Annotated in this window: 22 protein-coding genes; 6 read left to right on the forward strand and 16 right to left on the reverse strand. The window is 45.1% G+C overall.

Annotated features, from left to right (window positions below; all coding sequences use genetic code 11):
* Positions 1-61 precede the first annotated feature (61 nt).
* Both QUA78_RS28115 and queG read right to left on the reverse strand, forming a co-directional pair.
* A complete protein-coding gene (locus QUA78_RS28115) occupies positions 62-703 on the reverse strand; it encodes an HAD-IA family hydrolase (RefSeq protein WP_333306773.1) in 642 nt (213 codons plus the stop codon).
* Positions 704-890: 187 nt separating this feature from the next.
* On the reverse strand, positions 891-1826 hold the full coding sequence (gene queG / locus QUA78_RS28120) for a tRNA epoxyqueuosine(34) reductase QueG (protein WP_333306771.1): 936 nt from the start codon (positions 1824-1826) through the stop codon (positions 891-893).
* A 278-nt stretch (positions 1827-2104) separates the two neighbouring features.
* Between queG and QUA78_RS28125 the strand changes: the two genes are divergently transcribed.
* Together QUA78_RS28125 and QUA78_RS28130 are read left to right on the forward strand one after the other, a co-directional pair.
* Complete coding sequence (locus QUA78_RS28125; protein WP_333306769.1) at positions 2105-3067, forward strand: orange carotenoid protein N-terminal domain-containing protein; 963 nt, start codon at positions 2105-2107, stop codon at positions 3065-3067.
* A gap of 323 nt (positions 3068-3390) precedes the next feature.
* Positions 3391-3825, forward strand: coding sequence for a nuclear transport factor 2 family protein (locus QUA78_RS28130; RefSeq protein ID WP_333306768.1), 435 nt, complete (start codon positions 3391-3393; stop codon positions 3823-3825).
* A gap of 345 nt (positions 3826-4170) precedes the next feature.
* Here QUA78_RS28130 and QUA78_RS28135 read toward each other — a convergent pair whose 3' ends face one another.
* The 3 genes from QUA78_RS28135 to rsmH form a co-directional block, all read right to left on the reverse strand.
* Positions 4171-4593 (reverse strand): ATP-binding protein, encoded by a 423-nt coding sequence (locus QUA78_RS28135; protein ID WP_006633914.1) that lies wholly within the window; start codon positions 4591-4593, stop codon positions 4171-4173.
* Between the two features lie 498 nt (positions 4594-5091).
* Complete coding sequence (locus QUA78_RS28140) at positions 5092-6765, reverse strand: SpoIIE family protein phosphatase (RefSeq protein WP_333399144.1); 1674 nt, start codon at positions 6763-6765, stop codon at positions 5092-5094.
* A 565-nt stretch (positions 6766-7330) separates the two neighbouring features.
* Positions 7331-8233: a 16S rRNA (cytosine(1402)-N(4))-methyltransferase RsmH gene (gene rsmH / locus QUA78_RS28145; RefSeq protein ID WP_333305025.1), complete on the reverse strand. Its 903-nt coding sequence runs from the start codon at positions 8231-8233 to the stop codon at positions 7331-7333.
* A gap of 57 nt (positions 8234-8290) precedes the next feature.
* On the opposite strand from rsmH, the gene QUA78_RS28150 reads away from it, so the two are divergent.
* Together QUA78_RS28150 and QUA78_RS28155 are read left to right on the forward strand one after the other, a co-directional pair.
* Positions 8291-9475 (forward strand): NAD(P)H-quinone oxidoreductase subunit H, encoded by a 1185-nt coding sequence (locus QUA78_RS28150; protein WP_333305024.1) that lies wholly within the window; start codon positions 8291-8293, stop codon positions 9473-9475.
* 243 nt (positions 9476-9718) lie between these two features.
* Positions 9719-10930 carry a class I SAM-dependent methyltransferase gene (locus QUA78_RS28155; protein WP_333305023.1) on the forward strand — a complete coding sequence of 404 codons (1212 nt, stop codon included), beginning with the start codon at positions 9719-9721 and terminating at the stop codon, positions 10928-10930.
* A 51-nt stretch (positions 10931-10981) separates the two neighbouring features.
* Here the strand turns inward: QUA78_RS28155 and QUA78_RS28160 are convergent, their stop codons facing one another.
* The 7 genes from QUA78_RS28160 to QUA78_RS28190 form a co-directional block, all read right to left on the reverse strand.
* Positions 10982-11629: a hypothetical protein gene (locus QUA78_RS28160; RefSeq protein ID WP_333305021.1), complete on the reverse strand. Its 648-nt coding sequence runs from the start codon at positions 11627-11629 to the stop codon at positions 10982-10984.
* Between the two features lie 136 nt (positions 11630-11765).
* Positions 11766-12311 carry a deaminase domain-containing protein gene (locus QUA78_RS28165; RefSeq protein ID WP_333305019.1) on the reverse strand — a complete coding sequence of 182 codons (546 nt, stop codon included), beginning with the start codon at positions 12309-12311 and terminating at the stop codon, positions 11766-11768.
* Positions 12312-12392: 81 nt separating this feature from the next.
* Complete coding sequence (locus QUA78_RS28170) at positions 12393-13526, reverse strand: DNA cytosine methyltransferase (protein WP_333305017.1); 1134 nt, start codon at positions 13524-13526, stop codon at positions 12393-12395.
* 96 nt (positions 13527-13622) lie between these two features.
* Positions 13623-14414 carry a Uma2 family endonuclease gene (locus QUA78_RS28175; RefSeq protein ID WP_333305015.1) on the reverse strand — a complete coding sequence of 264 codons (792 nt, stop codon included), beginning with the start codon at positions 14412-14414 and terminating at the stop codon, positions 13623-13625.
* A gap of 188 nt (positions 14415-14602) precedes the next feature.
* Complete coding sequence (gene hisS, locus QUA78_RS28180) at positions 14603-15877, reverse strand: histidine--tRNA ligase (protein WP_333305013.1); 1275 nt, start codon at positions 15875-15877, stop codon at positions 14603-14605.
* A 102-nt stretch (positions 15878-15979) separates the two neighbouring features.
* The gene (locus QUA78_RS28185) at positions 15980-16261 is read right to left on the reverse strand and encodes a hypothetical protein (protein WP_333305027.1); all 282 of its coding nucleotides are present in this window, start codon (positions 16259-16261) and stop codon (positions 15980-15982) included.
* 34 nt (positions 16262-16295) lie between these two features.
* The gene (locus tag QUA78_RS28190; RefSeq protein WP_333305012.1) at positions 16296-16571 is read right to left on the reverse strand and encodes a photosynthetic electron transport-dependent transcriptional regulator PedR; all 276 of its coding nucleotides are present in this window, start codon (positions 16569-16571) and stop codon (positions 16296-16298) included.
* Between the two features lie 53 nt (positions 16572-16624).
* On the opposite strand from QUA78_RS28190, the gene QUA78_RS28195 reads away from it, so the two are divergent.
* Positions 16625-16927, forward strand: a complete 303-nt coding sequence (locus tag QUA78_RS28195) for a hypothetical protein (protein ID WP_333305010.1) — start codon at positions 16625-16627, stop codon at positions 16925-16927.
* Positions 16928-17028: 101 nt separating this feature from the next.
* On the forward strand, positions 17029-18006 hold the full coding sequence (locus QUA78_RS28200; RefSeq protein ID WP_333305008.1) for a carbohydrate kinase: 978 nt from the start codon (positions 17029-17031) through the stop codon (positions 18004-18006).
* 222 nt (positions 18007-18228) lie between these two features.
* Here QUA78_RS28200 and QUA78_RS28205 read toward each other — a convergent pair whose 3' ends face one another.
* From QUA78_RS28205 to QUA78_RS28220, 4 genes are all read right to left on the reverse strand, one after another.
* Positions 18229-18717 carry a gluconokinase gene (locus tag QUA78_RS28205; protein WP_333305006.1) on the reverse strand — a complete coding sequence of 163 codons (489 nt, stop codon included), beginning with the start codon at positions 18715-18717 and terminating at the stop codon, positions 18229-18231.
* Positions 18718-18846: 129 nt separating this feature from the next.
* Positions 18847-19545, reverse strand: coding sequence for an aquaporin Z (gene aqpZ / locus QUA78_RS28210; RefSeq protein ID WP_333305005.1), 699 nt, complete (start codon positions 19543-19545; stop codon positions 18847-18849).
* A 334-nt stretch (positions 19546-19879) separates the two neighbouring features.
* On the reverse strand, positions 19880-20641 hold the full coding sequence (locus QUA78_RS28215) for an HIRAN domain-containing protein (RefSeq protein ID WP_333305003.1): 762 nt from the start codon (positions 20639-20641) through the stop codon (positions 19880-19882).
* A gap of 42 nt (positions 20642-20683) precedes the next feature.
* Entirely contained in the window at positions 20684-21010 is a 327-nt protein-coding gene (locus QUA78_RS28220; RefSeq protein WP_333399145.1) for a hypothetical protein, read from the reverse strand.
* Positions 21011-21070 lie beyond the last annotated feature (60 nt).

Raw genomic sequence — 21070 nt, forward strand, 5'->3', positions numbered from 1 at the left:
CCTTATTCTCTCCCGGCGCGGTGGCTCTAGTTCTTCTGAAAGCCACCGTTCTCATCTTTATTTAGTCTAAACTACAGATATTATTGATAACTCCGATTAATTCCTGGGGGCGTTCGATCAAAAAATCGGGATTGTGTGCCGCCAAAGCTGACCGAGAATTAAAACCCCAACCGACAGCAATTACTTTAATCTTAGTTTTTTTAGCTGCTTCTATATCTCTAATTTCATCTCCCACATAAACGACTTGTTCGGGATTAATATTTTGTTTACTTAACCATCGATTAATTACTTTATGTTTTCCAAAAGTTGTTCCTGAATAAATAAAATTAAAGGTATCTTGCAACCCATTTTTTTCAAGCGAATCCCAAACATTTTCTCTAGAATTAGAGGTAATAATACCCTGTTGAAAACCGCTGTTTTTTAACTCTAACAAAACTTCTTTAATCCCGGAAAATAAATGAATATTCGGAATTTCACTCCGCAACTCTGCTTTCAGCTTTCTAATTAGCAGCGGGAATTTGAAGATGGAAATTCCCGAATACATCAGAATTTGCCAAGAATTTAAATTGCTAAGTTGAGCCAGTTCCTCTTTGGTTGCCGACTTAAAGCCAAATTCAACTGACAAACGGTTGGTGATACTCAAAAGAATATCGATTGTATCTGCTAAAGTACCGTCAAAATCAAAAATAATTACTTTGGTCATTGGACAATAGCAAATAAGGAACGGTGAATCATACCATTTTAGATTTTAGATTTTAGATTTTAGATTTTAGATGGGAATGATTGACTCCATAATGTATGGGCTTTCGGTGCGCCCACAAGCACCCTACGGCTATTATGTATAGGGTAAGGTGCTTATGAACGCACCCGAAGGGCGAACATCTCAACTTTTAATGATTAATTTGATTTGCCGTAGCATTTCGCCGCAGCATTTCCGGCTTAATTCGCCGCAGCGCCGAAGCTGTAAATCGGCGGTTCCACTCTTCATCGGAAATTTCTGCCAATTCCGCAAGTGTCGGCGCTATGTTTTCAGGATAAGGCTCAAATTCTGCAACATCAGTTGGTTTCGCAAATCGCTGATTCCAAGGACAAACATCTTGACAAATGTCGCAACCTGCTACCCAACCTTGTGAATTAGATGCAATTTCGTCGGGCAATTTTTCGGCTCGATTCTCGATCGTGTGATAGGCTATACACCGATCGGCATTCACCACAAAAGGCTCAGTAATTGCCCCCGTCGGACACGCCTCAATGCAGCGAGTGCAAGTACCGCAATGTTCCGTATGGGACTCATCCGGCGCTAACTCCAAATTAGTCAAGATTTCGCCCAAAAAAACCCAAGAACCGTATTCGCGCGAAATTACGTTACCATTTTTGGCAATCCAGCCAATCCCTGCCCGCTGCGCCCACACCTTATCCTGAATGGGGCCAGTATCAGCATAATACCGCGCTTCAATTCCCTCGCCTTGCGATCGCAGCCAATTTGCCAAAACCTTCAGTTTTTTGTGCAGAATTTTGTGGTAATCTCGGCCCCAGCCGTAGCGAGAGATTTTAGCATATTCGGAACCGCCCGGGCGTTGGTGAGGCGTGTAGTAATTGATGGCGACACATATTAAGGACTGCACCTCTGGCATCACCAATTGAATATCCTGACGTTTCGGGTTAGCCATCCATCCCATATCCGCTTGATAGCCTTTATCCAACCAAGCCTGCAATCTTTGTTTTTCTAGATCGAAATCCGCGTCTTTTGAGGCTATCCCGACTTTGTGAAATCCCAACTCCAGGGCTTTTTGCTTCACCAAAATGCTGCTAATTGGCGCTTTCATTTGACACCAGGCAAATATTTACCTTTTGTATTGACTATTTTGATTTTATATGATATGCAAAGCGATTTTAACGATCGGTTTCCTAAATAAACTAATTTGGCGCACCGTTTAGTGACGCCGATCGCAATTTACCCAACCATTGATTATAGTTTTGTAACTCAGCCATATGTAATTTATATTTGCAAAAGTTAACAAAACGTTACATAATTTTAATCAAGGCAGCTTGAGAGTCCCTAACTCAAGTACCTCACTAAAATCAAAAATCTCACAAAAGACACATGGCAGTTAGCATTCAATCAGCTCAATCTATTTTTTCCAACACCGAGATTGCGAGCATTGTTCCGGCTACGACGGAAGCGTTCTACAAACTCAGCGTTGAAGACCAACTAGCCTTGCTTTGGTATGCCTACACCGAAATGGGCGTTTCCATCACCGCAGCAGCACCGGGAGTAGCCAGCATGGCGCTTGTCGAAGGCATCCTGGGCGAAATTAAGCAGATGTCGCCTGCCGATCAAAGCAAAACCATGTACGACCTGGCTAGCAACGCTGACACCACAATCGGCCGGATCTACACATCCTTGCGCGTCAACACCAAACTCGGTTTCTGGTACGAGTTGGGACAGTTGATGAAACAAGGCGTTGTCGCTCCGATCCCCGCGGGCTATCAAATGTCTCCCGAAGCCACCGCAGTCCTTGAAACCATCAAGAAACTCGATCCGGGTCAGCAAATTACCGTACTTCGCAACACCGTAGTTCACATGGGCTACGACCCAGATTTCAGCCAAGAGTACGGCAAACGCTCGGCCCCCCGCAGCACTCCCACCGCTGTAGAAGAGCGGGTGAAAACCAAAATTGAGGGTATCAGCGAGCAGACTGTCCTCAACTACATCGACTACATGAACGCCTTCGACTTCACCCCAGCCGTCGGTTTATTTGCCCAAGAAGGTGCCCTGCAACCACCTTTCCAAAAGCCGATTGTGGGTCGCGAAGCCATCCTCAACTATATGCGGGAAGAATGCGTCGGACTCAAAATGATGCCGCAGCAAGGCGTGTCCGAACCCGCAGAAGATGGCTACCGCCAAGTGAAAGTCACCGGCAAAGTCGAAACTCCCTGGTTCGGCTCGAATATGGGCATGAATATTGCGTGGCGGTTTTTGCTAGATCCCCAAGGTCAAATTTTCTTTGTGGCGATCGACTTGTTGGCATCTCCTAAAGAATTACTCAATTTGATGCGCAAATAAAATCTGAGGGTTCGGTCAGTCAAACAGACTTGCCCAGAAACCCAGATGCCGGCAGGTGTCTGGGTTTATAGCATTAAAGAATTGAATAATTGAATAATTGGGAATGACTGATGACTACGAGGGTTTGTAGCTTCCCTAGAGTTGCATTTTTTTTTTAATTAGTATTGATTTTAGTCGCTCGCTCTGAAAGCTGCGCTCCATGCTCTCCGGTTCCTCCTTTTTTCGGAGAATTATTTTCCTCGCTCTACTTATATCTTTTGAGGGATTTGCTACGACAAAGAGAATGATTACAGTATACTTACTCCTCTGAAATCACTTGTTTTATGACCGCAACAACTCCACCTATTTTAAGTAGCTCTATAACGATTGCCGGCATCACAAATCCAACTGTACTGCGATATTTTGAAACTTTAAACGCGGGCGATTTTGAAGCGACGGCTAATTTATTTGCTGATGACGGGGTTCTGCACGCGCCGTTTGAAGAGCCAATTATGGGCAGCATCTCGATCGCTACTTATCTCAAAACAGAAGCGCGAGGAATGCAGCTCAAACCCCAGCAAGGTGTCAGCCAAACTTTAGAAGATGGCAAAGTAGAAGTTCAGGTCAGCGGTCGGGTGCAAACTTCCGCATTTGGTATTAATGTCGCATGGCTGTTCTTGCTCAATTCTGACCAAGAAATCCTTTCTGTTACCGTCAAACTGTTAGCTTCTCCCCAAGAATTGCTCAATCTGCGGCCTCATAAGAAATTTGATGTTTAATAAGCTGTTTCAGATTTAAATTGCTTATTGGGGTTCGACCTGTCATCGCACGTAATGCCTCAAGTCAGGCGATCGACAGGTGGAACGGCTTTTTATCGCAAGAATGAGGCAGCAACCGGGTTTTTTATCCAAATCTCTGGTGAAGTGCCACTAAAGGTATAAAAACCCCGTTTCTTCCGTCTTTGTGCGATCGGGACTTTAGCCCTACAATCTTACAGTCTCGCGTTGGGCCGACGATACTCCACGAAAAAGTGGCTGTCACCGCACCGTGCGACAGACAGCCAAAGCGAGTCAAAAAGTGCATTGTCAATCACTAATCACTCATGACTAATGACTCATGACTAATTAAGATTTTTCCGGCAAGCTAGCTTCTAACTTCAGACAGTTGCGACCGTCTATTTGCAAAGTGTAGTCCACCCGATCCATAAGTCTGCTCATAATCAGCCAGCCGTAGCCGCTTTCCTGTTTAGCTTCCGGCCTCGGGGGATTGTAAGTATCCATTTCGTAACCTTTACCGTAATCCCAAATTTCTAAACCAATATCCCTATTTTTTAAATTCAAGCGAATTAACACGGGCAAATTGGGTTGATCTTTGTGAGCATGGCGGATCACGTTAGAATAGGCTTCTGCTAACACCAAGCGCAAACGATTCGACTGACGCGGCCAATCGACGTGCTCTCCTAGCTCAACTTCCAAACTGCTCAGCAACCAATTTTCAACAATTGTTAAAAACCGCAAGTCGCTTGGCACATGAAGCTCAGTATTCATATAAAAATCCCGTAAGTTTGAAAACCCTGTGTCTTCAGACCAGGGATGAAACACGACGCGCCGAATTTATTCGGTCTCAATACTTGTCGCTACTCGGGGGATACCAGCCTTTTCTGTTTAAAAATCAGGCATTCGTCATTCGGTAGAAGGCAGAAGTTAAGAGTATAGTTGAAAACTTTAGTTATGGGTATAAACCCCATTAACAATTGATAATTATACCGAGACTGCAAGCAGTGAGGTATAAAAAATCTTTGTTTCAATCCCTGGCTTTTAAGCGTTGGTTATTTCTGACGAATGCCTTCTACTTTAACCCTTTACAGGTGTTTAATCCCCCAGGAAAGCGATTCAGGAAACTAGCTGCGCGCGATCGCGGGCTAGGTTTTTTACTGTTGACTGTAACGCAGTCCTTTGCGGGACTACTGTGTGGGCGGTCAACAAGCAGGGCTTCAGTTTTTTCGGCTCTCACCCCCGACTATGCGTCGGGAGTCGCTGACAGATTCAGAGAACCTCCAGAGAGAGTATGGTTTGGTCGTCTTCCTGAACGGGATTGTCGGCTCGGATGTGAGCCAATAAATTGTCCAAGTTGAAGGAACCAGGCTCCTGAATCAAGAGTTGCCAAAGCCCTTCTTGTTGTAGCATAGAACGGGTTGGTACACCCCCTGCGACCGCTTCAGTGGTCACGCTAGCTTCAGTAATCCCGTCACTCGTCAGCAGAAATACATCTCCTGACTTTAATTCGATCGTACCTGCTTTGCCTCTCCAAACTGGTAGTATCCCCAAGGGAATGCCACGAGCTTTCAGGAAATTCGGCTCGACTGGCGTTTTACCGCTAGCGGCTTGAGCTTTCACCTCCGAGTGAGACCAAACGATCGGGTAAATATGACCGGCATTAGCAAAGGCGAGGTGTCCCGTTGACGGAGTGTAACGAGCTACAACCATTGTAATAAAATGGTTGTTGCCGATCAGGTCGTCAGACATACTGCTATTCATGTTCTGCATAACTTGAGCGGGTTCTGGAGAAACTTCTTGGGAAAGTTCCCGCCGCATCACCGAAATCGCGCTGGCCATAAATAGAGCAGCCGGAACTCCCTTACCCGAAACATCTCCCACCGCTATCCAAATATCCCCTTGAGAGTGGACGTAGACTTCAAAAAAGTCGCCGCCAACTTCCCGCGCGGGATAGCAGCAAGCTTGCACCCTGACAGTTTCAAAATCCGGCCAACTTTGGCGCAACAAGTTTGTTTGGATTTGGCGAGCCACTTCCAACTCGTTTTGCATCTGCTTGGCTAAATCCAGAGTGCGCTGGTAGAGCTTAGCTTGAGACAGGGCGAGAGCAGCTTGAGCTGCTACACCTTCTATTAACTCTATCTCTTCTGCCGACCAAGGGTTAGTGCCGCCAATCTGGGACAAAGCCAGTACCGCCAGCAATTCTTGCTGGTAAGTCAGGGGCACGGCAATCTCAACCGAGTTACCGTCCCCCCCACTGTTTTGGTTCACTTGAGTTTGGCGGCTGGCTACAGCTTGAACCAGCAAATTTTCATCAAAAGAAAAGCTGCTGGGTTCGGTGGTTTGGGCTTGGTAGGGGAAGGTACTCGGCAATAGTCGATCGGCTTCTACCGGCCGCAGCATACAATAGTTGGCTTCAAAAGTTTGACCTACGGTTTGAACAATAGTTTGTACCATACTAGAGTAATCTAGCGACCCGCGAATCACGCTCATTACCTCATTGAACAGAGATTCCTTGCGCAAAGCGCGGCGCAATGCAACGCTGCGCTGCTTGTAGTATTTGTAAGTGTCTGAGGCTTGATTGATCACCAATTTGAGTTCTTCTGGATTCCACGGTTTGGTGATGTATTTGAAAACTTGACCTGAGTTGATGGCCTCGACCAAATCTTCAACATCTGTGTATCCCGTTAGCAGAATCCGAATCGTATCGGGAAATCGCTCGACAGTTTTCCCCAAAAACTCGGTGCCATTCATTTCTGGCATCCGCTGGTCAGATATAATCACCGCCATCTCGCCCTGTTCGTCTAGAACTTCCAGGGCGCTGAGGGCGCTATCTGCTTTGTAAACTTGAAAGTCGCGTCGAAACGTCCGGTACAATAAATCCAAGTTATCGGGTTCGTCATCGACTACCATCAGTTTCAGCTTGCTTCCATCTCCCCGACTCATCTTTCTTCCCCCTTGAAAACCCCCACCATAGCTGTATTCAGCAAGGTGGCGGGAGGAAAAGGGGGGCTGGATATATGCAACATATCAGTTACGTCAAGTTGAGTTAAAGAAACCCGTTTTACCTTAAGGTGAGCATTCCTTTCGCACCATCTGTTCGCACGACAGATGAGAGGCTTTCGATACTGTAACCCGCCTCGGTAGGCCGCTTCAATAGGGAAAATTCGCGAGTCAGCTTTCGTGCTTTGATAGGAGCAACGACCGTGTTAGCAGTCGCTACTTTTATAAACACACCAGCCTCCCAAATGACTAATTAATGCTCTGATTGCAGAGCTCTTAAGTAGCTGCCCACTGTCTTCGGTGTGATTTTTAACACTTACTACTAACTCCGGTATCGCTACCTGAGTGTGGTCTAAACCGGCTGTATTTCAAGCCCCACTGTACCCGGAGGGTTAGCGGTTGGTTGTTGGCGCTATTCCCTACCTCTTTGCCAAATCGTACTTGATTGCTGCATTCTAGTCCCCCTAATCTCTGAACTTTTTGCAGCAAGCATATTACTATTGCCGAATCAAGTTAATCTTTCTGCCAGTCTGAGCTTAGCAGAACGAGAGCGGGGATTTCTAGCTACTTCTTCGGATTGCGGCCCGATCGGCTTTTTTGTCAGTACCTGCAAACAGGGTGTTCCTCTGAGTTGGTGCTTGACCGGTCGGTCTTCCAGGCTGTGAAATGTAATGATTCCGATTCTCCCACCGGGTTTTAACCACCTTGGCGCTTGGTTGAGGAAAGTTTCTAAAGAAGCTAGTTCGGAGTTGACGGCTATCCTTAAAGCTTGGAAAGTGCGGGTGGCCGGATGGATTCTGCCGTTCCGCTGCTTGGGAGGGAAGGCTCGGGCGATCGCCCCTGCAAGTTCTGTTGTAGTTTGAAAAGGACGCCCCTGCACAATCCGCCTCGCGATGCGCCGCGACAGTCGCTCCTCACCGTACTTGTAAATAATATCTGCTAGTTTAACTTCTTCCCAGTGATTGATAATCTCTTCTGCCGTCAAAGATTGCTGCTGGTTCATACGCATATCTAGTTGAGCTGGGTGGCGAAAACTAAATCCTCGTTCCGGTGTATCGAACTGAGCCGAGCTGACGCCCAAGTCTGCTATGATACCATCAAATTCGGCTTCTGGGGACTGATATTCAGCAAAGTTGCCGTGCCAAAACTCAACGGGCGAGTTGGCAAATCGGGCTTGGCAAAAACGGATGGCTTGTTCATCGCGGTCGATCGCCACCACTGTAACATCTGGCGCCGCCGCTAAAATCAAACTCGTGTGTCCGCCGCCCCCAAGTGTCGCATCCAAATAGTGCCCGCCGGGACGCACTGCTAAACCCGCAATTAATTCTTGACCCAAAACTGGAACGTGATAGGTGTCAATACTGACATCCGATCCAGGGGTATCCTTCTCAGAGAGCTCGATATCCTTCATAATCTATAAAGCGAAACAAAAATCAACAATAGTCAGTAATCATTAATTCATTTAATTATGTCAAGAATTGAGACTAGAACCGAACCGATGGTGCTCAACATGGGGCCGCACCACCCTTCCATGCACGGGGTACTCCGGTTAATTGTCACCCTGGACGGGGAAGATGTGGTGGACTGCGAGCCTGTTTTGGGCTATCTGCACCGGGGGATGGAAAAAATTGCCGAAAACCGCACCAACGTGATGTACGTGCCCTACGTGAGCCGCTGGGACTACGCTGCGGGGATGTTTAACGAAGCGGTGACAGTGAATGCACCGGAAAAGTTGGCAAATATTGCTGTCCCCAAACGGGCTAGTTATATTCGGGTAATTATGCTGGAGTTGAACCGGATTGCTAACCACTTGATGTGGGTAGGGCCGTTTTTGGCGGACGTGGGGGCGCAAACTCCTTTTTTCTATACTATGCGCGATCGCGAACCAATTCTCGACTTGTGGGAAGCAGCCACAGGTTATCGCATGGTGAATAATAACTATTTCCGCATCGGCGGAGTTGCCGCAGATTTGCCTTACGGTTGGGTGGACAAGTGCCAAGATTTCTGCGATTACTTCATTCCCAAAGTTGACGAGTACGAACGTTTAATTACCAACAATCCGATTTTCCGCCGCCGGATTGAAGGCCTGGGTACGATTTCCCGCAACGAAGCGATTAACTGGGGACTGTCCGGCCCTATGTTGCGCGGTTCCGGCGTGAAGTGGGATTTGCGGAAGGTTGACCATTACGAATGCTACGACGACTTCGACTGGGAAGTTTGTACCGAAGCTGCGGGCGATTGTTTGGCCCGGTACTTAGTCCGAATTCGGGAGATGCGCGAGTCAGTTAAAATTATCTATCAAGCCTTGAAAGGACTTCCTGGCGGCCCTTACGAAAATTTAGAAGCGAAGCGCTTAGAAAGCGGGCCAAAATCGGAATGGAATGGTTTTGACTATCAGTTTATTGGCAAAAAAGTAGCGCCGACTTTTAAGATTCCCAAGGGCGAACATTACGTCCGCGTTGAAAGCGGCAAGGGTGAGTTGGGGATTTATATTATCGGAGACGATAGTACGTTTCCTTGGCGGTGGAAGATTCGGGCTGCGGATTTTAATAATTTGCAGATTTTGCCTCACATTGTGCGCGGTGTGAAGATTGCGGATTTGGTGGCGATTTTGGGGAGTATCGACATTATTATGGGCTCGGTTGACAGGTAGGTTTGGTCAGTTTTTATCTGAGAATTTAACCCGGTTTTTTTTGGGAACCGGGTTGATTTTTTTTAATCGCAGATGAACGCGGATCAACGCGGATGGATATCGATTAATATTGCTATTAACGTCGCTAGAATGTACCTTGTTTCCCTCTTCTCTCTTCCTCTGTGCCCTCTGCGCCCTCTGCGGTTAATAAAAAAAATCTCTCCTTCACAAATGAAATAACATCAAAATTTGATTCTATAAATTATGAAAGTTCAGCAATCAGATATCAATGACAGCAACTCGGAACTCTGCAATTTAATCTGCGAAAGAATTGCCGCCAGTCCCCAGCAGCGTATTACTTTTGCTGAATATATGGATTTGACATTATATCATCCGCAGCACGGTTACTATAATAGCGATCGACAGTCGATCGGCAAACAAGGCGATTTTATCACCTCGTCTCATTGGGGCGCTGATTTTGCCGAGGTTTTGGCGGAGCAGTTTGTGGAAATGTGGGAATTTATCGGCAAACCTCATCCTTTTACTGTCGTAGAAATGGGGGCGGGGCGGGGAACTTTCGCCGAAAATGTGCTGCAATATCTGCAACGACAATATCCTGATTTTTTTGATATTTTAGAATACATTATTATTGAAGTTTCCCCTGTACTCCAAGCGGAACAGCGGCAAAGGTTAGCCGATATCAAGTCTGTTAAGTGGTGCAATTGGGATGAAATAGTTAATAATTCGATTATCGGCTGTTTCTTTTCTAATGAATTGGTCGATGCTTTACCAGTGCATCAATTTATTCTGGAACAAGGGCAAGTTAGGGAGATTTACGTTGCCGCCGAAACCCCCAAAAGTCTACAAGAAGAAATAAATTTTCTTGAGGTAGTTGGCGAAGTTTCCACGCCTAAAATTGCCGAATATTTGGATTTTGTGGGCATCGATTTGTCGGCAAGTGTTTATGGAGATGGTTATCGCAGTGAGGTGAATTTGGCGGCTTTGGACTGGATGAGTACAGTTGCTCAAAAGTTGCAGCGGGGATATTTGTTAACTATTGATTATGGCTATCCGGCGCACCGCTATTACAATCCGAGGCGCAGGGAGGGGACGCTACAGTGTTATTATCGCCACCGATATCACAATAATCCTTATATTAATGTGGGGCGGCAGGATTTAACGGCTCATGTTAATTTTACGGTGCTGGAAAGGCAGGGTGAATTGTGCGGTTTGAATACGGTCGGGTTCACTCAACAGGCTTTGTTTTTGATGGCCTTGGGTTTGGGCGATCGTATTGCTTCTCTATCTACAAATGATGCGGAAGTATTGGATGTGGCAACGTTTTTGCGGCGCCGGGAGGCTTTGCATCAATTGATCGATCCGATGGGTTTGGGGGGTTTTGGGGTTTTGGTGCAGTGTAAAGGGTTGAGGGAGGAGGAAAAAGTGCGATCGATCAAAGGTTTCACGGTGCCTTAAGTTAACTAGAATCAGCAACACGCACTCTTTTCCAATTACTTTGGTCATTACTTAAGCGCACTGACTCAGTGGTGGAAATTCCCATTTTCCTGAATATAAAGTAGATGGCAACTTTAAACAATAGGCAGCAGGAACCACCTCAATTAACCACCAATTAAACATATCTCGTTGAGCAGCAGCAAAACCAGAAATAGCATCTCCGGTAATGGCATCATACAAAATATCCAAGATGGCATTATAGGCTGTTTTGGTGTTGAGTGTTTGCAGCAAGCCGTAGAAAATATTATAAGCTTCGTCAGTAGCTTGATATTTTCCAATTTTGTTGATATTAGGAAACAAGGTATCAGCCCAAGTTTCTGGGATTTCACAACTATCCTTAAGCCAACAAGATACAATTCCTTCAACGATATCAGCTTTGTGTTCTTCAGGAAAGTAATGTTTAATGGTCGGTTTAGCTGCTAATGCTATTCCATAAGCCATATAGACGTATCGCTGATGGGATATTGGATCATTAGGCATTCCAAAGGCTGTCATTACTTCAACAAAAGCTTCTTCTACATTGCACTTTCCACCTCGTTCGTATAAATCATCATATTTTCTGTCCCAAACCGTCTGAAGTGTTTGCTGTAATTGCTTTGGAATATCTGAATTGTTGGGCAACTTGAAATCGGTGTAATGACCTCTGTCAAACTTTATCATTGACTTTCCCTCCTTATGTATTTTCCTTGATCGTCAACCAAGATCAAGCTAATTTTAAGATTAATATCACCTCCATTCTACCTTACCCAGAGAAGCCAGTAAAGCCTTCCTTGGCTCTACTGGCTATCCTATATTTCTACGGATATGGCTCCTCGTAGAAGATAATCACTTCAATGTTGGGGAACCACCTAGCAAAGTCTTCATCGCAGGTAGTGTTGCAGCCCGAACACATATCCAGATCCGTGTAAAGGTAAAGCCTTCCTGTCGCCTCAGAAGGTACACTATCTCCTTCCAACTCTGCTGCAAGTGCATTGAAGAGCTTGTACTCAGCGTGTTTTTCGTTGAAATTTTCAGAGACTGCTGCTCTGTCAATCCTTTCCGGAAAACACAACTTTGGCCCATTGTCTTGGCCTGGAATATTGAGAGGCTTTTTCTTGCTGGTAGCTTCTTTGCTATAAACTCTACCCATTGCGAGTTCTAGTTTGGCAGCCGCAGCATTACCACCACTGGGTTTTCCAATATCTCTCGATCGAACATCTTGAGCCTGAGTCCGCAGTTCCTCTACGATATCCGCATAGCACTCAGGGATGCCTTGGGGATACTCGTAATGAGGTGTGTTTCTAGAGGGGTTTCCTGTAGTTAAGTTTTTGTTCACGCCAGCAATGATTAAGTTTACAGGCATCGATAAATAAAAATATATAACCTGACTTAGACATAAGATTTAAGCTTCATCTGACTCAGGTAGTTTGATTATACCACACTTTCAAATTAACTGCAAACTCTGCTCGAATCCCTCGGATTCAGCCCATTTTAATCGTTGTTGAATTGACATACCCTGCAACTTTTTACTCATTTCATATAAATCCACTTTCGGATAATTCTCATTAAAGAGCGGAATTAAAGCCTTAACAACAGCAACAATTCCCTCCGGTGGCACGGCATTCCCAATCTGCCGCCGCACTTCAGTCGTAGAACCTTCAAAAACAAAATCATCGGGAAATGTTTGCAATCTTGCTCTTTCACGATTTGTCAAAGAACGCGGTTCTAAATAATGATAACCCCAAGTTCCGCCACCTCCACCAGCAATGATTGTCGATGATGGTTTATCTGGATGAATTCGCCGATAAACGTGACTGATCATACCTTTTACATAGTATGGACTGTCCTTGGGAATATCCGAAAAATTGCCTCCCGGTTTAATTCGATTCAAAATTTCAACGGTGCGGGAATGAATTTTATGATGTTTGTTATTGTCAAGAACTGTTTCTACATTTTTGAGTGCTTCGCCCGCAGTTCGATAAGGATTTTTGCGATTTATACCGTATTTTGGCTGAGGATGCACAAAGTTAAATCCTGTATCCATCCGAATGCCAACTAATAAAACTCTTTGGCGAAATTGGGGAACTCCGTAATCAGCAAAGTTGTAGAGTTTAGGTTTAACTAAGTAGCCTGGTGCAATACTTTCAAAGTCAGAAATTATTTGTTTTATTGCTTGATAATTATTTGCACTTAATAAGCCTTTTACATTTTCTGCTACAAAAGCTTTGGGCTTTTTTTTGTTGACAAAATCGAGGAAGTATGTATATAAATTGCCTCTGGTTCCTTCCAGACCGGGCCGTTTCCAAATTAGGGAAAAGTCTTGACAAGGGAAGCCTCCTATACATATTTCAGCTTCGGGAACTTGTGCAATGTCTATATTTTCTATGCTGTCGTTGATGATGACATCGGCGATGTTTCTGCGGAATGTTTTGCAGGCGTATGGATTGGAGTCGATCGCCCAAACTACCTCAAATCCGGCTTGGTGGAATGGCAAATCCATGCCGCCGCAACCAGAAAATAAGGATATGAGTCGCGGTTTTGTTGTCCAGGCGATCGGCTGGAGACGTTCGATTAACATAGGAGTGTAAAGTTAGCCAAGGGCGGGCTGGATGCCCGCACCACAAGAGTGTCATCATACCAAAACACGATCGAACTCGACTCATCAATTGATATTTCACTCTTCGTCATCTAACTCGATCCCGGCTTGACGCAGTTTTTCGGCCAATTTTTCAGCGCGGAGTCGTTCGCGATCGGCCCGCTGGCGTTCTTGTTCTACTCGCTGGCGTTCTTGTTCTACTCTTTCCTCAGACCACAGCAACAACTCGCCTTCTGCATCCCACCATCTCAACCAACAGCCTGTCCTTCCTTCGTGTGTTCCTTCCCAAATACCTAAAAATAGGTTTAATCCCGGTATCCAATAACGTCCGTTTTCCTCTGGTTTTTGCAAGTTGTAACGCTCTGATTCTAAAGCGTAAACTTCTAAATGAGCTGTTTTGGCTCGGAATATGACGTATCGGGGGACTTTAATTACTTGCTCATAAAAATACCACTTTCCCACCCGCGAGGTAAATTCAACTGAGTATTCTTCTCCATAGGTTTCTGAAAGAAATTCCATCACGATTTGGGGGATGGTTCCTTCTGTGTGTGGCGTGTAACTACGGCGGACTTGCGAGACATTTTTTGGATTGACGGGTTTCACGTACATCCAATCTGGTGCTTTGCAGATAATACGCTGTTCGTCGTTGGTTGAACCTGGGAAACTAATTCCGGCACACAAGGCAAAGTTGGAAACAACTAAGGCATCCTGCATTAATTCAGGAAATCCTGTTAGTGGCTGGCGCAAAGCGGCGGCTAATAATGGTTGGCTTTCGTCTTCCACTGGGTCGTCTGGTAGTTGGAAATCTTTTGGTAGTAGCGGCCAGGTGATTGTGAGTTTTGTTTCAGGATTTTTAGTTGCTACAGACATAGTTTATCAGAGGTTAGTGGTTTTAATGATTAAATTATATCTTTTGGTTTTTGGGATTAATGTTAATGGCTTAATGACGAGGCCGAGCTTCTGGATCTTCGTTACCGGGCAGAGCCTGGTAACGAGAGGATTGGAATTCAAAGTCCCCCTGATTTAGGGGGATCTAGACTTGGCTAAAACCGAGAGTTCTAAGGGTTGTTAATTTTCTGCTGTAGCTCGTTTGTCATTGCTAGTAGTTCAGATTGCCCGATCGCACTTTGTTCACCACTCGCCAACCATTTCAATTGTACCGTCTCGTTTTCAGCTTCCGCATCTCCCAAAACTAAACACGCAACAGCACCGCTTCTATCGGCTCTTTTAAACTGTTTTCCGAACGCACTGCCGCTCAAATCTATCTCGACGCTAAACCCCGCAATCCGCAATTTTTGTGCTAACAATACCGATTGCTGTTCTGCTTTTTCGCCCCTGGATACCAAATAAAAATCTAACTTTGGCACGGGCAAAGGTTGCAACTTTTGCAGCAGGATAATCAACCTTTCGATACCCATTGCCCAACCAACTGCCGCCGTATCTGGGCCGCCCAATTCCTTGACTAAACCGTCGTAGCGGCCACCACCGCAAACTGTTGCTTGCGCTCCCAAATCGTCGGATATAATTTCAAATGCGGTGTAGGTATAGTAATCTAAACCGCGCACTAATCTGGGATTTAACTGATAGCTAATTCCTAAATTTGTGAGCATAAGCTGCACTTGCTCGAAGTGCGATCGCGACTCGTCGCCCAAATATTCTAAAATGCTAGGCGCACCAGCTACAATTTCTTGAGTTCGCTGATTTTTGCTGTCCAATATCCGCAGCGGATTGCGAGTCAACCGATCTTGAGAATCCGCGTCTAATTCGTCTTTGTGCGGTGTAAAATAATCTATCAAAGCTTGCCGATAATTTTGTCGGTCTTGCTTATTTCCGACAGAATTAATATCGAGGCGCAAATTTTTTAAACCGAGGGTTTGCAGGATGTCGCAGGCGATCGCAATTACTTCGACATCCGCACGAGGATTCGCACTCCCCAAGACTTCCACGCCAATTTGATTGAACTGCCGCTGTCTTCCTTCTTGTGCGCGTTCGTAGCGAAACATCGGCCCAGCATACCACAGACGCTGCACGTCTCCTGCTGCGTACAAACTGTTTTGAATAAAAGCTCGGACTACTCCGGCGGTGCCTTCTGGACGCAAAGTAGTCGATCGATCGCCTTTATCCTTAAAAGTGTACATTTCTTTGCCTACAACATCGGTAGCTTCGCCGATGCCGCGTTCAAATAAAGATGTCTGTTCAAAAATAGGCGTCCGAATTTCTCGGTAAGCCGCTTTTTTCAAAATTGTTCTAGCGACTTCTTCTATATTTTGCCAGTATTGAATTTCAGCGGGCAAAATATCCCGCGTTCCCGGTAAAGTTTTAATTGCACTCATTTTGTTAGTCAGTTGTCAGTTGTCAGTTGTCATTAGTCATTAGTCATTAGTTATGAGTCAACAGTTAACAGTCAACAGCTAACAATTTCCAATTCCCAATAACTAATGACTTAATAATTCCCAAGCTCCGTAACGATCGCCATAATAAGCCAAAATGCGATCGACTCGCTCGCGACCTGCCAAATCGAACCCTTCAGGATACTGTATCCACAAACCCCCAATTTGGCTGTCGCCGTAATCAAACCGCTGCGACTGCTGCGGAATTAAACCGGTTTGCACCCCTTCAACTTGACGCAAATGGGCTGCCACTTCGCGATACACCGCCAGCGGCAATCCAGGGCATTGAATTTGATAGCGGAGTTGTTTTTCTTGTGCCGTTTGCATCATTTCTTTGCCTGTCCCCAACCAGAACCCCTACTTAAGATACTTCTTTATCGAGCGGCCCCGGTAGAGGGCAGCAATTAATATTGTCCAAACATACCTTCCCCCACTGCAACGCCCAACGTACCAGCGTAACTCGATTGTCGGCGCGCGTCTTGTTCAAGATATTGCTAATGTGGTTGTCAACTGTACGCTTGCTAATCTCTAACTTTTCGGCTATTTTCTCATTAGTCAATCCCGCCGCTACTAACTCTACCACTTGCAATTCTCTGTCCGACAGGGTGACAGGGGTCCCAGAGACGCTCCCGCTCATAAATTTTTCCTATGTCTGCATATTTACCTATCTACAATTCTAGAGGATGAGGGATGAAGTATGAAGAGAAAATTAAATTTGCTGTGCTACTATTTTGGGCCCCAAGCACCAACTCGCTTGCAGAATCGCAAAAAGTGCAAACCCAGCGCCGACACAGCATGACGCGCACCGACTTGCACTGCTGGCACCGGAGGGTGGCGCGTGATCCCTTTACCTGCGCGCATCTGACATCCGGGCCAAACCCGCAGATGTTTTCAGGTAAAACAACTGATATGCCCGCACTGCACTTGTGCGTTGAGGGAGTAACTGCCAGTATCAGTAAGTCTGATATTATAGGAGCAGCCATTAAAAAATAGCTTGCAATTTTTCTGGGATGGGTTAAAAATAATTATTGAGCTGTCTACTGCTGGTCTAAAATCTAAAATCTAAAATCTAAAATCTAAAATCTAAAATAGATATGACTTATCCTCGCGTTCTGTGTCTGGGTGAAATCTTATTTGATTGTTTAGCAGACAAACCAGGAGTATCTCTCGAAGAGGTAGAATCTTGGACTGCATATCCAGGCGGTGCTCCTGCTAATGTTGCCTGTGCTTTGGTTAAATTGGGGACGGCGGCGGGATTTATCGGTGCTGTAGGTGGGGATGAATTGGGGAATTCCCTAGTGCAGGTATTGCAAGAAGTAGGGGTTGATACCGCTGGAGTGCAGCACCATCAGAGTGCGCCGACGCGGCAAGTTTATGTCTTGCGGAATCAAGCAGGCGATCGAACTTTTGCTGGTTTTGGCGAATTTCATACTGCGGATTTTGCCGACACCCACCTCCTCGCTGCACAACTACCCGAGGTGCTGTTTGAAAATGCCGAATTTTTAGTGCTAGGCACTTTAGAATTAGCTTATCCTGAAAGTCGAGAGGCGATCGCCCGAGCGATGGAGCTAGCAGAACAGTATGACCTTAAAATTATACTTGACATCAATTGGCGTCCCGTGTTTTGGCAAAATCCAGACGAAGCAAAAGCGCACATTAGAAAACTCTTAAAAAAAGTTGATTTTGTCAAGTTATCTGAGGAAGAAGCCGAATGGTTGTTTGACACTACCGACGCTGGAGCTATTACCTACCGCCTCGATTCCGTAGAAGGCGTTTTGGTGACTGCAGGCGAGAAAGGTTGCGCCTATTGTATCTCGGAAAATGAAGGAAAAATCCCCGCATTTAAAGTAGATGTTGAGGATACAACAGGTGCCGGCGACGGTTTTCTGGCTGGTTTTGTCAGCCAATTGTGCAAGGTGGGAATTAAGAGTTTAGCCACTCCAGAAATAACAAAAAAAGTTGTAACTTATGCGAGTGCGGTAGGTTCGATGACAGCGATGAAACCGGGTGCAATTAAAGCTCAACCAACCGCCGCTGAAGTAGAAGCTTTCTTGTATTTGTACAAACATTAGCACGCCAAACCTCTCCCCCGGAAACGGAGAGGGGGCTAAATTTGGTTCAGAAACCCGGTTGCTCAAAAAAAATAACTCTTATACTAAACCCGCGTTAAAAACCCTCGATAAGACTCGCCGTTTGGAATCCCTACTATACAAACTCTCGTCCTAGCTGAGAGGGACTAAAAAATAAACACGTATTTAAGCCAGATTTGGTATTATAGGTTTTATTGTGGGCAATTAACCGCACATCAGATGATTTCTAATTTGGCGCACGATTACCTCTAGCGGCTGCGAAGCATCTAGGATAATTGCATTTTCTGGTTCTTCGAGAGTGTCTAACTGACTTAACAGCAACTCTGCTTTCATGTAGTGATTTTCGCGACTTTTTAACCTGGCTGCCAATAACTGAAAAGAACATTTGAGATAAACTATTTTCATCCGCTGCTGGTCTCGGCAGAGCATTTCGCGGTAAGATGCTTTTAAAGCAGAACAAGCCAACACAACATTTTTATTTTCCAACAGCCACCTGTCTATTGCAGCTTGCAATTGTAATAGCCAAGGAAAGCGATCCGCATCTTCTAAAGGAATGCCCCGACTCATTTTCTCGATATTAGCTGATGGGTGAAAATCGTCGGCATCGCTGAAATCCCAATTGAGAGATTGCGCCAGCAACTTGCCAACGGTAGTTTTGCCAGAACCTGAGACTCCCATCACGATCGTAATCATGGCACCTATTTACCGAAATACTTGCAATCTCATCGATTTGTGCGATCGACAAACCGGGTTTCTTAAGTTGCCGGATGAATTCTACCACCCTAAAAAATTCAATAAACCCGGTTTATTTTTGATTCTCGATCAAATTTCTTCCATAGTCGGTTTAATGAAATTATAAGCCAAAACGCCGATAATTCCACCAATCACTGGGAATACAATAAACGCCCACAACTGTTGGATTGCCCATCCGCCTTGAAAAAGTGCGACACCGATACTTCTAGCTGGGTTAACTGAAGTATTGGTTACGGGAATTCCGATTAAGTGAATCAACACCAGCATCAAGCCGATCGGAATTCCGCCCAAACCGACGGGATATTTGGGATGGGTAGTACCCATGATTGTAAATAATAGAAAAGCAGTCAGTACAATTTCCGTCAAAGCTGCTGCCAAAAGTCCGTAACCAGTGGGAGAATGTTCTGCAAAACCGTTAGACGCAAATCCCGAAGCCGCCGCATCAAAACCCGGTTTTCCTGATGCTATCATGTACAAAACAAGACCGCCTAAAATTCCCCCTACAATCTGACCTCCTATATAATAAGGAAGCAAAACAGCATCGATCAGTTTGGCAACTACTAAACCAACGCTTACCGCCGGATTAATGTGGCAGCCAGAGATAGGGCCGATCGTATAAACCATGATTAAGAGGGACAGGCCAAAGGCGATCGACACTCCCAAAAAGCCAATTTTGTCTCCAGCTAAAACCGCACTGCCACATCCACCTAATACCAACACAAAAGTACCAAAAGCTTCAGCAACCCCAATCTTTATTTTTTTGTTCATACTCACAATTATCTGAAGTTTATGTTCGGTCAATTTCGCACCCCGACCAATTTTAATTATAAAAAGTATAACTATAATTGGTTTCCCGCAGAAGAACAATACTAATGGAAAGCATTAGCAATGTTTAGCTCTAACTTTCATAAATTCTATGGGTTAAACTGAGACTGCGGAATTTGGAATCGATAAATTAGCTCAAACATACTCTATTATGGAAAAAATGTCAACATTGAGCTAATTATTTGTATAAATTGTGCAATCTTCTGTATTCAATTCACAATAATTAACTTGACTTCTTCCCTAATTCTGCGATCGTAATTTTACTTATTGTTGCTGATTATCCGATCGCACTCGCAGCTAAAACATCACTGCTAACCGGCTGGTACATCGGGCCTTGGAAAGGGCGAAAGTCTCGCCAATCGGCCGTCATCTTGCACAGCAAGCGGAACTGTAGCGGCGTTGGGGGTTGGTTGAGGCGATCGACTTCTACGCGAACCAATTCTCGATGCTGCGAGATAAGTTGAAAAAAATCCCCGCAAAGATAGCGCGGACAATAGCCTACAATCCAGTGATCTTCAGTACACAGAAGCAAAGCAGAGGAATCGTGCGGATTTTGAAATTCGTGGGCTAAATACAAAAGTTCGCCCACTTGAAGCCGATTAATCCGTTCAATTGCCGACTTTGAAAGGTATCGCAGTCCATCTGCCAAAAAATGAATACAGTAACGTCCATTTTCATCCGGTTCGGGACAAGGGAACACCTCAAATTTATCAGTTACCCGTTTCCCTCCGCTGCGCGCCAATAAAGCAATTGGGTCATGTTCGTGTTCAGGGATATTCAACCACTGTACAAATTCAGGGTAGTCAGGGCGCGATCGCGGCCGCACTCGATTAGAAAACAAGGGAAACAGTTTCTGTGAAGTGTAAACCTTATTGAAATCAGGGAAAGATGGCAAGGGCCCAAACCCGCACTTAAGCTGAGCTTCTAGAACACCCTTTGTATAACTGAATCGGTATTCTTTACCGTTAAATGTCAATAGACCAATCGGAAACCAAGAACCGCTGCCCGGGTCTTGCCAAGCCAAAAATAGTGTTTTCAAAGCAAATCTCCTGTCAATTCAAGTAGGTGGCCCACCTTATCTTTACTTTGAATTAATAAGAATTTTTTGCAATTCTTGCCGAGTTTTACCGTCGATTATCTCTTGGCCAACATTGGGTTTGCTGACATTCACTCGGACAAAATCTATATCATCTTTTTCGGTAAATTTGCGATCGCCATCCGAGTCTTTTCTAATTGTAACAAAAATCCCGTCGCTCTTTTCATCAAATACCCAACTCATTAACTGGGTATCGGGCGGAGTGATTGCCTGAAGCGATTTGCCTGCCAAGTTAGATAAATATCCAACAATCGCGTCTGCATCGTCAAGTTTGCCATCAGCATTTGTGTCGCTATCTAAGCTGTTTCGCATTTAAATTGTGATAATAGCATTTCCTTTGTTTTTAAGTTTCCGTCCCCATTTGATAACCAA

Origin of the sequence: Microcoleus sp. K4-B3, assembly GCF_036704615.1 — a bacterium.
Classification (GTDB): Bacteria; Cyanobacteriota; Cyanobacteriia; order Cyanobacteriales; family Microcoleaceae; genus Microcoleus.